The organism is Kitasatospora sp. NPDC058406 (assembly GCF_042722765.1).
Classification (GTDB): domain Bacteria; phylum Actinomycetota; class Actinomycetes; order Streptomycetales; family Streptomycetaceae; genus Kitasatospora.
Genome location: NZ_JBHXKE010000007.1, coordinates 6055 through 18716 on the forward strand (window position 1 = coordinate 6055; position 12662 = coordinate 18716).

General features: G+C 76.6%; 8 protein-coding genes. 2 read left to right on the forward strand and 6 right to left on the reverse strand.

All coding sequences use genetic code 11. From position 1 onward, the window contains the following. Positions 1-137: 137 nt before the first annotated feature. Positions 138-1700, reverse strand: coding sequence for a hypothetical protein (locus ACFWOG_RS02770; protein ID WP_380354024.1), 1563 nt, complete (start codon positions 1698-1700; stop codon positions 138-140). A 656-nt stretch (positions 1701-2356) separates the two neighbouring features. Between ACFWOG_RS02770 and ACFWOG_RS02775 the strand changes: the two genes are divergently transcribed. Further along, positions 2357-3469 (forward strand): hypothetical protein, encoded by a 1113-nt coding sequence (locus ACFWOG_RS02775; protein WP_329951323.1) that lies wholly within the window; start codon positions 2357-2359, stop codon positions 3467-3469. 69 nt (positions 3470-3538) lie between these two features. On the opposite strand, the gene ACFWOG_RS02780 is transcribed toward ACFWOG_RS02775, so the two are convergent. After that, entirely contained in the window at positions 3539-4942 is a 1404-nt protein-coding gene (locus ACFWOG_RS02780) for a cellulose binding domain-containing protein (RefSeq protein WP_380354027.1), read from the reverse strand. 399 nt (positions 4943-5341) lie between these two features. Then, on the reverse strand, positions 5342-6142 hold the full coding sequence (locus ACFWOG_RS02785) for an endonuclease I family protein (protein WP_380354030.1): 801 nt from the start codon (positions 6140-6142) through the stop codon (positions 5342-5344). A gap of 599 nt (positions 6143-6741) precedes the next feature. On the opposite strand from ACFWOG_RS02785, the gene ACFWOG_RS02790 reads away from it, so the two are divergent. After that, positions 6742-6990: a DUF5302 domain-containing protein gene (locus tag ACFWOG_RS02790; RefSeq protein ID WP_329951326.1), complete on the forward strand. Its 249-nt coding sequence runs from the start codon at positions 6742-6744 to the stop codon at positions 6988-6990. Between the two features lie 90 nt (positions 6991-7080). Here ACFWOG_RS02790 and ACFWOG_RS02795 read toward each other — a convergent pair whose 3' ends face one another. From ACFWOG_RS02795 to ACFWOG_RS02805, 3 genes are read right to left on the reverse strand one after another with little or no spacing between them, the layout of a single operon-like run. Then, positions 7081-8340: a hypothetical protein gene (locus tag ACFWOG_RS02795; protein WP_380354033.1), complete on the reverse strand. Its 1260-nt coding sequence runs from the start codon at positions 8338-8340 to the stop codon at positions 7081-7083. A gap of 45 nt (positions 8341-8385) precedes the next feature. Beyond that, the gene (locus ACFWOG_RS02800) at positions 8386-10098 is read right to left on the reverse strand and encodes a hypothetical protein (RefSeq protein WP_329951328.1); all 1713 of its coding nucleotides are present in this window, start codon (positions 10096-10098) and stop codon (positions 8386-8388) included. After that, positions 10095-12662 (reverse strand): GTPase-associated protein 1-related protein, encoded by a 2568-nt coding sequence (locus ACFWOG_RS02805; RefSeq protein ID WP_329951329.1) that lies wholly within the window; start codon positions 12660-12662, stop codon positions 10095-10097. The genes ACFWOG_RS02800 and ACFWOG_RS02805 overlap by 4 nt, the downstream gene beginning before the upstream one ends.

The window sequence follows — 12662 nt, forward strand, 5'->3', positions numbered from 1 at the left end:
GGGGTCCGCGCCGGGCCGCCACCGGGCGTGCGCCGGCCCCCCCCCCGCCGCGGCCCCTTGCTCCGCCCGCTTGGTATCCTTTCCAGGGGGGGCTGGGAGGGGGCCCGGGAGAGCCGGGGGGCGCCCGCTCCCGCCGGTCAGGACGGCGGCAGCCGGCGGGCGAAGGCGTCACCGAACGCGTTGGTGTCCCCGGGGACGAGCGTGCCGTCGGTGGACGCGAACAGCACGGTGGTGCCGAGCGCACCGACGACCGGTCCGGACGAGAGACCGGGGTTCTGGGCGCCGTCGGCGGAGACGCTGACGCGCTCGGTGCGCCCGGTCCACAGGTCGTGGCGGAAGACGTCCTCGCCGCCGTTGGTGTCGCCGGCGACCAGGTTGTCGGCGTAGGACGTGAAGTACACCCAGCGGTTGCCCGACGCGATCACCGCGCCGAAGGAGTCGTCCAGCGTGGTGGTGCCGGGGAGGCCGGGAGGGATCTGACGGATGGTGCCGGTCCGCAGGTCGCGGACGCGGATCTCGTAGTGCCGGTCGAAGCCGCTGTCGCCCGGCCGGTTGGGGACGAGCTGGGAGTAGGCGGCGAAACGCCCGTCGGGGCTGAGCGCGCCCGTGGAGGAGCCGCTGAGCTCGCCGTTCTCGTCGAGGCTGCCTCCGACGGTCTTCCCGGTGGCCAGGGTGTGGACGTAGAAGGGGTACAGACGGGGCTTGAGGATCTCGGTGCCCGCCCCGGAGGCCCGGCCGTCGGCCCGGGCCCGGCGGGGGGCCCGCTCGGGGGCGTGGGCGGGCCGGCCGGGTACGTGGTGGTCGGCACGGTCCGCGGCCACGACCGGGGCGTTCGCGCGGGCGGCGTCGGGATCGACCGGCCCGCCCGCGCCGGGCGGCAGCAGGTTGGTGGCCTTGGAGATGAAGCCGACGGTGCTGCCGTCGGCGCTGAGCACGGGCGCGGCGGAGGGGCGGTCCGCCGGGGAGCCGTCCGCGCCGACGGTGATCAGGCGGACGGCGCCGGTCCGCCGGTCGGCGACGTAGACGTTGGCGAGCGCCGGGGTGCCGCCGGGGACGAGGTCGGTCCTGCTGGAGGCGAAGGCCACGTACCGGCCGTCCGAACTGATCGTCGGCAGGTAGGAGTTCAGTCCGGGCTGCTCGCGGGCCGGGTCACCGACGGACAGCCGCTCGGTGCGGCCGGCGAAACGGTCGCGGACGTAGACGTCCTCCGCGCCGTTGGTGTCGCCGGGCACGAGCGCGGCGGTGGAGGCGAAGACGACGTAGCGGCCGTCGCCGCTGATGGAGCCGTCCATGGCGGAGCCGTCGGCCTCGGTGCCGGCCGCGGTGAGGCTGACCCGCTCGGCGCGGCCGGTGACGAGGTCGCGGACGAACACGTCGGACTGTCCGTTGGTGTCGCCGGCGACGATGTTGGTGGCGGAGGAGCCGAAGACGGCGTAGCGCCCGTTGGCACTGAGGCTGTCGGGCCAGGAGTCGCCGTCGGGCTGGACGCCGGCCGGGCCGGTGCTGAGCCGGACGGTGTCGGCCGCCCACGGCGCCGCGGCCCGGGCGGGCGCGGCGGTGGCGGTGCCGGCGAGGACGGCGGCGAGCAGGGCTGCGGCCGCGCCGGCCCGCCGGCGCGGGCGTGCGCCGCGGGCCGTCCCGCCCGTGCGGTCCGCTCGGTCCGTGCCGCGTGTGGCGGGTGTGCCGGGTGTGCCGGTCATGGTGAGGTCCCTCCCTCGTCCGTGCCTCGCCGCGTCCGGCCCGCTGCGGCGGGCGAGCGCGGCCCGCCCCCCGGCGGTCGGCCGGTACCGAGCCAACCGTCCGGGGAGGGACGCGGTCAATGGGCCGGCCGTGCCGCCGACGACAACGCGCCACGGCCCCGATTCCGGTGTGCCGGTGGCCCGAGCGGCGGGGCGCACCGGCTGCCGTCGCGCCCCGGCGGCCGTCCGTTTCCGGCCACGGCCGGGAGCCCGGGCCGGGCGCGCCGGCGCGGGACGCCGGAGTGGTGGTGGGGCGCGGGGGGACGGCGCGGGCGGGTGTGCCGGTGGCGGCCGGCCACGGGGCGCCGCGCGGCGCGGGCCGGTGGGGCCGCGGGGACGGAGGGTGCGGGAGGGACTGCCGGGGCCGGCCCGTGATCGGCCGACAACGCACCCGGCGGCCCATGCCGGAGGTCTGTGCCGCCGGATGACGCCCCCCCTACGATGTGAGCGCCGTCGGGCCTGACCCCCGACACTGCCGGCCGAGGCCGGGTACCGCCGCGCCCGTGGGCCGGCCGTCCCGTCGGCCGCAGCCCGACCCGGCGACCGGGAACGGGCCCGCAGTGCAGGCAGCACCGCGCAGGCCGCCCGTCACTCCTCACCACCCAGGGGGTACGCCCATGCACGTCGGCACCGTCGCACCGTCGTTCAGACCCGTCCGCGCCGTCCTGCTCGTCCTCGCCGTGCTGGCCGCGCTGGTCGGCGCCAGCCTTCCGGCGGCCGGCCGGGCCCACGCCGCCGTGCCGGACCGGTGGGGCTTCGCGTTCCTCGACAACCCGACCCCGCCGCCCGGGTACGTCCCGGACACCACCCGGCAGTGGGGCAACTGGCCCTCGCCGGCCACCAACCCGGTGAAGGTCGACCAGACCGGCGTCGGTTCCTACGTCGTGCACTTCCCGCTGATCGCGGGCCCCGGCGGCATCGCCCACGCCACCGCCGTCGGCCGGACCGGCAACTGGTGCCAGATCAAGGGCTGGGGCTCGGCCGGCACCGGCCAGGACGTCGCGGTGGCCTGCTACAGGCCCGGCGGGGCGCCCGCCAACACCCTCTTCACCGTGCTCTACACCACCAGCAGCGGCACGCCGTCCCCGCCCGGCGGCGGCTACGGCTACGTCTACTCCAACTCCACCGGGGCGGTGCTGACCCAGTACAACTCCACCGGCGCGACCAACGCGGTGAGCTGGGGCGGTAGCGGCTCCGGCATCTGGAAGGCCTGGCTCCCCGGCCTGGGCTCGGCCGGCTACGACGGGAACATCGAGGTCACCGCCGTCGACGCGGCCCAGGGCGCGCGCTGCAAGGTGGCCGACTGGGCACCCGCCTCGTCCGGCCAGACGGTCGTGGTCGCCTGCTTCAACGCGGCGAACGCCCCGTACGACACGCGGTGGACGTTGAGCTACTCCCTGAAGCGGGCGGTCCACGGGCCGGCGTTCCCACCGAACCGCTTCGGCTACCTGTGGTTCAACGGCGGCCTGCCCCCCGGCGGCAACTTCAACTCGACGGGCCCGGCCAACACGCTCGCCGGATCGGTGCCCTACACCGTCACGCTCCCGAACGTGGGCGTCCCCTCGGACACCGCGCAGGCCACCGCCTTCGGGCCCGGTCCCGACTGGTGCGGCCTGGCCCTGCCGTGGAACCGCAGCTCGGGGACGGTGAGCCTCTACACCATCTGCTTCAACGGCGGGGGCTCTCCGGTCCCGGGCCGCTTCTTCACCGCGTACACCTCGGCGGTCTGATCCCGCCGGAACGGGCCCGGGGCGGTTCGCCGCCCCGGGCCCGACCGCGTCCGGCAGCCGGACGGCGGGTCAGGGGGTGGCGGGGACCGAGTCGGTGAAGGTCGTGCCGGCGGCCCGGTAGGCGGTGACGGCGGCGCCGACCTGGGCGGGGGTCAGGACCCGGTCCCTGACGTGGAGGACGTAGTCGACGCTCTCCTCGTAGGCGCGCGGGGTCGTCGAGGCCAGGCCGGCGAAGTCGGTCAGCCACTGGTTGAAGTGGATCGCCACGGGCCGCTCCGGGAGGAAGCGCGCCTCGTGCCGGGCGAACTCGGCGCCGTCCACGTAGTAGACGACGGCCTCGTCGTCGATGGTCAGGACGAGGTCGTGCCAGCCCGCGTAGCCGGCCCGGACCGCGGTGTGCCGGTTGTCGGCGCCGTCGGGGCCGTAGGTCTCCCAGGAGGTGGCGTAGAAGACGTCGGCGGGCTCGCCCCAGCCGCCGTTGGGCAGGTACTCGAAGTCGTACTCGGCGTAGTCGTCGGCCATCGGGGCCTTGAGGTCGTTGATCGCGAAGAAGCTCTGGACCAGGTGGTCGCCGTCCGGGCCGCTCACCGGCGCGTCGGCGAAGCGGACCCGGGCCGCGTAGGTGCCGTTCCTGAACTTCTGCGCCCGGCTGTGGAACTCGGTCTGCCGGGTGGATTCGCCGGTCCCTGCGGTGGTGGTCCGCAGGGTCATCACCGAGTTGCCGCCCTCCTTGGCGAAGGAGACGTTCTCGGGCGCCCAGGTCGCGCCGGAGACCCCGGGCCCGCCGCCGCCGGAGCGCACGTTCCAGCCGTGCGCGCCGATCGCCGGGTCGGTGTGGCCGGTGTAGTCGAAGTCGTCGAACAGCGCGGCGCCGACGGGGGGCGTGGTCGGTCCGGGAGTGTTGCCGACGGGGGCGGTGCCCCACACCGCGACCCCGTTCACGCTCGCGGTGACCCTGGACCAGTTCGCGTACGCGGTCTGGGCCGGCCCGAAGGAGTAGTCGTCGCCCTGGTCGAGCGGGAGCCAGCCGGTGCGGTGGAAGCGCAGTTGGAGGTCCCCGCTGTCGGCGCCGGGGGCCAGCGAGCCGGCGCCCGCGGTGAAGCCGATCTCCAGGTAGCGGTCGGCGGGCGCGCCCGGCTCGACGATCGTGCCGAAGGTGCCGGTCACGTTGGCGCAGCCCTTCACGGCCCAGTCGCAGGCGAAGGAGTAGGCGGCCGGGGCGCTGTCCGCCCTGAAGTAGTAGCGCACCTTCACCTGGCTCAACGCGACCGCCGTGGAGCCGGTGTTGACCACCTTGAGCCAGGGCGCGGCCTGGGAGGCGCCACTGCCGCCGTTGCGGTACTGCACCGTGACGGCGTCGCCCGCCGCGGCCGCCGGCAGGGCGGTCAGTGCGCCGACGCCGAGCCCGGCCGCGACGGCGGCGGCGAGCGCCGCCCGGACGCGTGGGCGCGGGGTGGTCGTTCCGTTCTTCATGGGGGTTCCTCTCCTGCGGTGGGGGACGGTGCGCGGCACCGGCGGAGGGGAGCCCGGGTCACCTCGGGGGAGCATGGGGGAGGAGGTGGCGGGCCGCGCGATCAGAAAGTGGCATAGACCAATTTGGCCGTCAACCCCGTTCGGGCCCGATCGGCCGGAAGCCGGGCGCACGCCGCCGGGAGTGGCTGATAGTGCCCGCCGGACGCCCGCGCGGCCGACGCCGACCCGGCCCGCCACGGCAACGGTCTCGCCTGGCCCTCGTCGTCGCCACCGAAGCGCACCACGGCACCTTCCGGCCGGCGCCAACCCCGCCGACGGCCTCACCGCCCGGCTGAGCCTCCCCCGTCGCTGAACCGCGGCCGGGCCCCGCCCGGAGGACGGAGGCCCGGCGCGGGTGGTCTACCAGATCGCCGCGACCCATTCCGGGTGGTCGACGAACGGGTTCCGGTTCTTCTGGTAGGTGTCGAAGACGATCTGGTTGCGGCGCTTCTCGAAGTCGCTGGGCGGGTCCTGCTCGTTCCACTGCTTCAGGACGGAGAGCCGGCCGTGGAAGCGGGTGCTGCCGTTGATCGAGTCGTTGGGCTCCAGGTCGGGCCAGGAGTCGCCGCCCTCGTAGCGGACGGCCATGTAGAGGATCATGCGGGCGACGTCGCCCTTGTCCGCGTCGCGCGGCTCGAAGGAGTCGGCGTCGGTGTAGCTGCCGGGTGCCCCGCCGACCGCGCTGCCGCCCTTGTCGAAGTCCTTGTTGCCGCGGGTGCTGTTGACCTGGACGTCGGCGGCACGCAGGTGGTGCAGGTCGGTGCCGGGGCCGGCCGAGGTGCCGAAGTTGCCGTGGGACTGGGCCCACACGTGCTCGCGGTTCCAGTTGCCGACGCTGCCGCCGTTGAGGGACTTGGCGCGCGAGGTGCCGCTGTAGAGCAGGATCACGTTGGCGGTGTTGTTCGGGTCCTGGTCGAGCACCTTGAGGGCGTTCCAGACCGCGTCGTAGGAGATCTTGGTCTGGCCGGTGCCGATGATGGTGTGCAGCGAGGCCTTGAGGCCGGCGCCGGTCTTGCCGATCGCGTTCTTGTAGTACGTGCTGTCGTACGGGCCGGCGGCGGCGCTCGCGGTGGGCGCGGCGACCGCGGGGAGCGCGAGGCCGACGAGGACGGTGGCGGCAGCCGCCAGCGCCTTCCATCTGCGTATCTGTGCAACGGACATGAGGGGCTGTCCCTTCCCGGACGACGCGAGCCGGGCCGCGGGCCCCGGGTGGGCCGGGCCGCGATCTACGCGTGTTGACGTGGCGTTAACGGGAGGATGACATGTCCTCGGGGTTCGCCGTGTAACCGGCAGGAGGCCGTTCCGTGACGTTCTCGCATACGGTGGCCGCGCTCGGCCCGGATCCTCCCGGTAGGCGTGCCCACGAGCGGTTCTGACGGTGCGTCCGGTTCGTCGGGGCCGGTGCGGGGGCTCCCGGGGGGTGGTGCGCGTGGTGGTGCGCGTGGTGCTGCGGGGCGGACCGGTGTCGTGACGGGTGCCCGGTCGGCGGGGGTGGCCGTGGGGGTGGGAGGTGGCGGGGCGTGGGGGGGGGGGGGCGGGAGCGGATCGAGCCGTGCCGCCCGCCCGCGGTGGTCCACGCCACCGTGCGGCGCCGTCCGGGTGCCGGGTGCCGGGTGCCGGGTGTCGGGTGTCGGAGCGGGTGCCGGAGCGGGGGCCGGCTCCGCCGGTGCGGGGCGGGTGGTGGCCGCCGGGGGGTCCCCGGACGTGGGATGGTGTGTCCGGGGCCGTCGATCGGCTCCACCCGATCCAGGAGGTCATGTATGAGCAGCGACGCAGCGTCGACCGAGAGCGCCGAGAACCCGGAGAACCCGGAGGCGGGCCGGCCGGCCGAGGCCCCCGCGCCCCCGGCCCAGGATGATGTCAAGGCCCGCTTTCTGGCCGCGCTGGAGCGCAAGCACGGCGCCAAGACCGACGGCACCTCCGGCGGTCCGGCGGGTGACTCGAAGATCCACGGTGCCCACGGCGCGGCCGGCGGCAAGCGCAACTTCCGCCGCAAGAGCGGCGGCTGACCACATCGGTTCCCGGCGGGCCCGCCGGGCCGGGAGGTCCGGCCCTACCGGTCTCCCGCCCCGGCGGACCGGCCGGGGCGGCGGCCGGTGTCAGGAGGCGGCCGGCCGGAGCGGGGCGGTGTGCGGTGCGAGGAGATGGCGGGTGACCGTGCGGGCCCGCGCCGCGTCGCGGACCACGAGGTGGATCTCCCAGGGGGCGCCGCGGGAGAGTTCGGCCTCCACGGCGGCCCAGACCGCGGCGATGCTCGTCTCGGGCGGCAGGCCGCCCCGGCCGGCGCCGAGGAGGGGGAAGCAGATCGAGCGCAGCGGCGGGTCGAAGGCACGGTGCTCCTCGCCCAGGAGCGCGAGCGCGCGGGTGACGGACCGGGTGACGTCGGCGGGCTGGACGTCGTAGTCGTTGGTGCCGGGGCGGGGGACGGCCACGGCGGCGTGGTAGATCCGGCGGAGGCCCTGCCGTTCGAGCGCGCCGGCCCCGGTGGGGGCGACCGTCGAGGCGAGGACCGGACGGCCGAAGCTGCGGTACTGGTCGAGCCACTGGCGCAGTTCGGTGGAGATCCGGTCCTCGATGAGGTCGCCGGTGGGGCCGCGCACCGCGCAGGCCCGGCGCAGCACGGCCGACACCGAGTTCTTGTAGGCCTCGGCGAGCGCCAGGTAGACGTTGCTGGGGGAGACGACGACGTCCACGTCGCGGAGCAGGTCGACCGAGTGGGTGTGCAGGTGGACCGCGACGGTCCGGCCCCGGAGCGGCAGGTGCAGCACCTGGTGTTCGGCGGCCGGCGCCTCGACCGGCCCGGGTGCGGCCACCCGGCGGTCCGGCCCGGCGGGCGCCTCCGCGAGCCGGCCGATCTCGTCCGCGACGGCGGCCAGGACGAGGAGTTCGTGGTGCCGGCGGAAGCGTTCGACACTCACGTTGTAGACGGCGGCGGCGCGCTTGCGGCGGTCGGCGGCCGGCGAGTCGGTGGTGCCGGGGGCCAGGCCGAGGGTGTGCCGGGCGGCCTCCTGGAGGGTGCCGGTGTCGAGTTCGGCGACCGCGCGGCGCAGCAGGTCCTCGACGGTGCGCGGGTGCCGTGCTTCGGGTGCGGCGGCGAGGGCGCCGAGCAGGGGGAGGTCGAGCGCGCGCAGCCGGACGGGGCCGGCCCGCCGGACGGCCCGCAGCTCGGCGAGCACCGTGTCGTGGTCGAACGCCGGTGGGCCGGGCGCCGGAGCGTCGGACGCGGGTGGGCCGGGTGCGGGCAGGCCCGACGGCGGTGGGTCGAACGCCGGTGGGTCGGGGGCCGGGGGAGCAAGAGCCGGAGGGTCGAGAACCGGAGGGCCGGATGCCGGAAGGTCGTCGCCGGTGCGGTGCGGCATGGCCCCAACGATGGCACGGAGCAGGGGGGTTCACAAGCCGGATCGTCAGGTCGCACGCGCCCCCGGGGAGGCGGTGCGGGCGTCGCTCCGGGGCCGGACGGCCGCCGCGGCGGCCCGCGCCCGGGCCCGCGCCCGGCGCCCGTCGGCGAGGCACCAGTCCAGCAGCGGGGCGACGCTCGGGTGGACCGACCCGTCCTCGGTGAGGACGGCGGCGGTGAAGAAGAACCGCGCCTCGCCGAACTCGTTGCGCATCGCCTGGACCAGGTTTCCCAGCCCGAGTGCCCGTTCGAGCCACTCCGCCGCGCGGTCGCTGTCCCGGACACCGGCGCCGGGCACCGGCCGTCCGTCGAACGGCCCGGTCCCGCCCGGCAGCCCGGTCCCGCTCGGCGGCCCGGTCTCCTCCAGCAGCCCGGTCCCGTCCAGCAGGTCGGTCTTGCTGATGGCGACGGCCAGCCGCGAGCGGTGCAGCGGGACCCCCATCGCCAGGATCGCCTGGACGGCCTGGTCGAAGACGGGCTGCGGCGGGACGCTGGAGGCGAGGGTGCGGTCCAGCCGGGCCTGCCGGTCGGGGTCGAGGAGCTCCCAGAAGTCCGGTACGGCGAGCGGGTCGAGGACGAACAGGAAGGTGCGGGCGGCACGCGCGTACCGGAGGGCGTCGGTGTCCTCGCGGCTGACGAAGTGTTCGCCCGCGGTGTCGAAGAGGTGCAGCAGGCGCGGGGGCCGGGCCCGGTCCAGGAGGACGGAGTGGGCCCGGTGCCGGGCCCGCGGGGTGCTGCGGGGGTGGCCGCGGATCTCCAGCACCTCGCGCTGCAGCCGGTAGCGTTCCGCCGTCTCCTCGTCGGCGAACCGGGCGTGGGCCCGTCCGTCGGGGTCGGTCCGCCGGAGGACGGTGAGCATGGCGGCCATCAGCTGGGTCTTGCCGGCGGCCCGGCCTCCGATGAGCGGCAGCGCGTGTTCGGCGAGCCGGCCGGTCTCGGTGCTCAGCAGCCGGCCGCAGTGCGGGTGGGTGCAGTACCCGGGCAGCCGGTAGCGGCCGGCCGGCAGCGTGGTGGGCAGCCGTTCGTCGCACTGGCAGCGGCGGCGGAGGATGCCGTACCGGCCGGGCCTCAGGTCGCTGTGGCGCCGGCGGCAGGTGGGGCGGGAGCACTCGTACGCGGGGCGGCGCACCCGCTCGAAGCAGTGCGGGCAGAGCACGCCCTGCCGCAGCCGCCGGGCGCCGAGGGCCGCGTGGTCCAGGCCGGTGAGGACGAGGACGGCGAGCCCGCCGCCGGTCCCGAGGGCCAGCACCACCAGGGCGTGCACCAGCAGCGCGGCGGCGAGCAGCGGGAGCGTGACCAGGGCGGCGGACAGGGCGCCGGTGTAGCCGGCGAGGGCGAGGACGACGTCCCGGCCGATCCGCAGCTCGTCGGTGACGGCCCGCAGGGCGTCGGCCGTCCGGCGGCGGTGCGCCCGCCGGCCGTGGACGGCGACCAGCCGCAGGTCCCGCCGGGCGGGGCCGAAGGCGTAGGCGCGGTGGGCGGGCTGCGGCTCGTCCTGCGGGCGGTGGACGGGGAGGGTCTGGTACTGGGGATCGCTGCGGCGCAGCACGTCCACCAGCACCCGGCCGTACGCCCGGAGCAGCTGGTCCAGCAGCCGCAGGGCGCGGGCGGCTGCGACGAGCGGGGCCAGCACCAGGGAGACCGCGAGGCGGACGAGGAAGCGGACGAGGGGGACGAGCAGGTCGAAGAGGACCGTCACGAGTTCCGTCAGCGCGTTCACTCCGCCGCCCCGGGCCGCCGCGGTTCGGGGGGCGTGACGGGCGGGACCCGCGGTGCGGCGGCGGGCGGAGCCGGGTCGGCCGCCGCCGGGCCGCCGGGGCGGGAGCCGCCGTCGCTCGGCGTCCGGCGGGCGGTCCCGAGCGGGGACGCCATCCACCGCAGGACCCGCCCCACGGCGGTCGACCGGCGCTCGGCCGACCGCCGCTCCAGCAGGTCGGCCTCGGCGGGGGCGTACGGGCGCAGCGCCCGCGCCAGGCGGTCGGTCTCGTCCGGCGGCCAGTGCTCCCGGGCGTGGTGCAGGGTGGCGACGATCAGGTCCAGCTGGGCGCCGGGCGGGCGGTGGTGCGCCAGGTAGCCGGCGGCGGCGGCCAGGTGCCCGAGCAGGGTGTCGGAGGGCGGGCCCGACCGGCCGACCCGGGCGGCCTCGGTGCGGATCCGTTGCAGGTAGGCCCGCGCGGCCCCGTCCGACAACCGGGTCAGGAGGTGCAGGCGTTGGGCCAGCCGGTCGGGCCGGACGACCGGCCGCTCGGCCAGCCCCCGGGGGAGCCGCCGGAGCAGCAGCGCCCGGGCCGGCGGCCAGCGCACCGGCGGCAGGTCGTCCAGCACCTCGGCGAGTTGATCGGCCGTCCTCGCGCGGTCCAGGCGGTCGCGGACCTCCAGGGCGCGGGCGACGCACGCGGCGCTGTCGGGGTCCGGCCAGCCGGACCGGGGCGGGTCGGCGAGCAGCTCGTACAGGCGCAGGCAGTCGTCGAGGCCGGCGTCGTCGGTGATCTCCCGGATCAGGCTCCGGCCGAGCCACCGGCGGGCCCCCTCCTCCCAGGGCAGCCCGGGCGGCAGCGCCGGGACGGCGGCGAGCGCCTCGGCGTACGACCAGTACGTGCGGGGCGGCCAGAGGCGGTGCAGCAGCGACAGGTCGAGCGGGACGTCCGGGCCCCGCAGGGCGACGACCCGCCGCAGGGTGGCGACGGCGAGCTCCGGGCTCCGGTGGGCCCGGGCCACCAGGAAGTGCTCCAGGAGCCGGGCGTGGCCGGCCACGTCCTCCTCGCGCAGCAGGCCCGGCGGCAGGCCGAGGAGGAGGTCGGGGAGCTGGCCCCGCTGCGATTCCGCCAGCACGCCGAGGGTGTGCACCAGGCCCTGCCGGAACTCCGGCCACTGGCGGGCGGCGGTCGTCAGCAGCTCCTCCAGCCCCCGGAACGGCCGGCCGGTGACGGTCGCCCCCAGCAGCTCCGAGGTGAGCTCGGCGCTGCGCCGGACGAGTTCGCCGGACGGCGGGCGCAGGCCGGCGGCGGACGCCCACCCGAGCAGGCGCAGCGCCCCGGCGGCGTCGGCGCGCCGGAACCGGTCCAGCCACCGCCCGGTGACCCGTGCGCGCCGGACGGGGTCGGTGAACCGGACCGGCGGGAGGGCCTGCCCGTCGCCCTCCTCGCAGCGGAGCATGTCGGACTCGTGGACCTCGTCCAGCAGCTGCTCGGCGAGTTCCCGGTCGTCGCCGCGGGCGGCGGCCCGGCCGAGCGCCCTCAACTGCTCACGGTCCAGGCGGTACTGGCGGTGGACGTCGCGGACCGCGGCGGTGAGCGCGGGAGCCGGCGGCGGCTCGGGGCCGGTCAGCCAGGCGATCAGCGCGACGAGGTCGGCCGGGGTGAGGGGGGTGCCGCCGGCCGTCGCCGCGGCCGCCGCCGGGCCGTGCCAGTCCTCGGCGGTGCGTTCGCGGCCGCTCAGGTAGTCGTCGGCCCAGGACCAGAAGGCCCGGGCGGAGGACGGGCCGACCCGGGCCAGCAGCCCGGTCAGCGGGTGCACGGGCAGCGCGGGGACCAGACCCCGGACGAAGTCGAACAGGTAGTAGACGTCCTGGTCGTCGGGCCCCAGGTCGATCCGGTTCTCGGGGAGGCTCCCGATCAGGTGCAGCCGGCCGCGCCCGGGCCGGTGCAGGTAGGTGGCGAAGGAGAGCCGCCGGGCGAGCGGGGGCGGGAGCAGGAAGCAGACCGCGGCGAACCAGTGCGCGATCCGGTCGGTTCCGGTGTCCACCACGAGCACCGACCGGTCCTCGGCCAGCGCGGCCCGGGCGGCCTCCAGCAGGGCGGGCAGCAGCGCGGCGTGCGGGTGGGAGGCCAGGAAACGGCCGACCGAGCGCGGTGTGAGCGGGCCGGCGCCGGGCCGGGCGTCCAGGGCCGGGAGCCTGGTCCGGTCGGCCGGTCGGGACGACCAGACCGGCGAGCCCCAGAGCTCGATGCCGAGCAGGCCGCCGGCGTCCCGGGCGAAGTCGGGGCTGGTCAGGGCATGGGCGAAGTAGTTGCCGAAGCGCTGGGAGGAGTCCCGTCCGACGTACTGGACCCGGGCCGCCAGGGCCGTCGCCCCGGGGACGAACACCAGGTTCACCGGGCACCGGGCCAGCTCCTCCGGAGCCTGCGCGTACAGCAGCGAGGCCGGCGGCTCGTACGCGGTGAGGGCCTCCACCTCGCGCATCGTCCCGGCGGAGACGTCCGCGCTGACGGCGTTGAACTGGTAGCCGGCGAAGCCGCTCAGGCCCTGCTCGCACGAGGTGTAGTAGAGCTGCTGGAACGGCAT

Bases quoted from the DNA above. Each gene is read 5' to 3' on its own strand.
- ACFWOG_RS02770 (WP_380354024.1), bottom strand. From the start codon at position 1,700: ATGACCGGCACACCCGGCACACCCGCCACACGCGGCACGGACCGAGCG.
- ACFWOG_RS02775 (WP_329951323.1), top strand. From the start codon at position 2,357: ATGCACGTCGGCACCGTCGCACCGTCGTTCAGACCCGTCCGCGCCGTC.
- ACFWOG_RS02780 (WP_380354027.1), bottom strand. From the start codon at position 4,942: ATGAAGAACGGAACGACCACCCCGCGCCCACGCGTCCGGGCGGCGCTC.
- ACFWOG_RS02785 (WP_380354030.1), bottom strand. From the start codon at position 6,142: ATGTCCGTTGCACAGATACGCAGATGGAAGGCGCTGGCGGCTGCCGCC.
- ACFWOG_RS02790 (WP_329951326.1), top strand. From the start codon at position 6,742: ATGAGCAGCGACGCAGCGTCGACCGAGAGCGCCGAGAACCCGGAGAAC.
- ACFWOG_RS02795 (WP_380354033.1), bottom strand. From the start codon at position 8,340: ATGCCGCACCGCACCGGCGACGACCTTCCGGCATCCGGCCCTCCGGTT.
- ACFWOG_RS02805 (WP_329951329.1), bottom strand. From the start codon at position 12,662: ATGCCGTTCCAGCAGCTCTACTACACCTCGTGCGAGCAGGGCCTGAGC.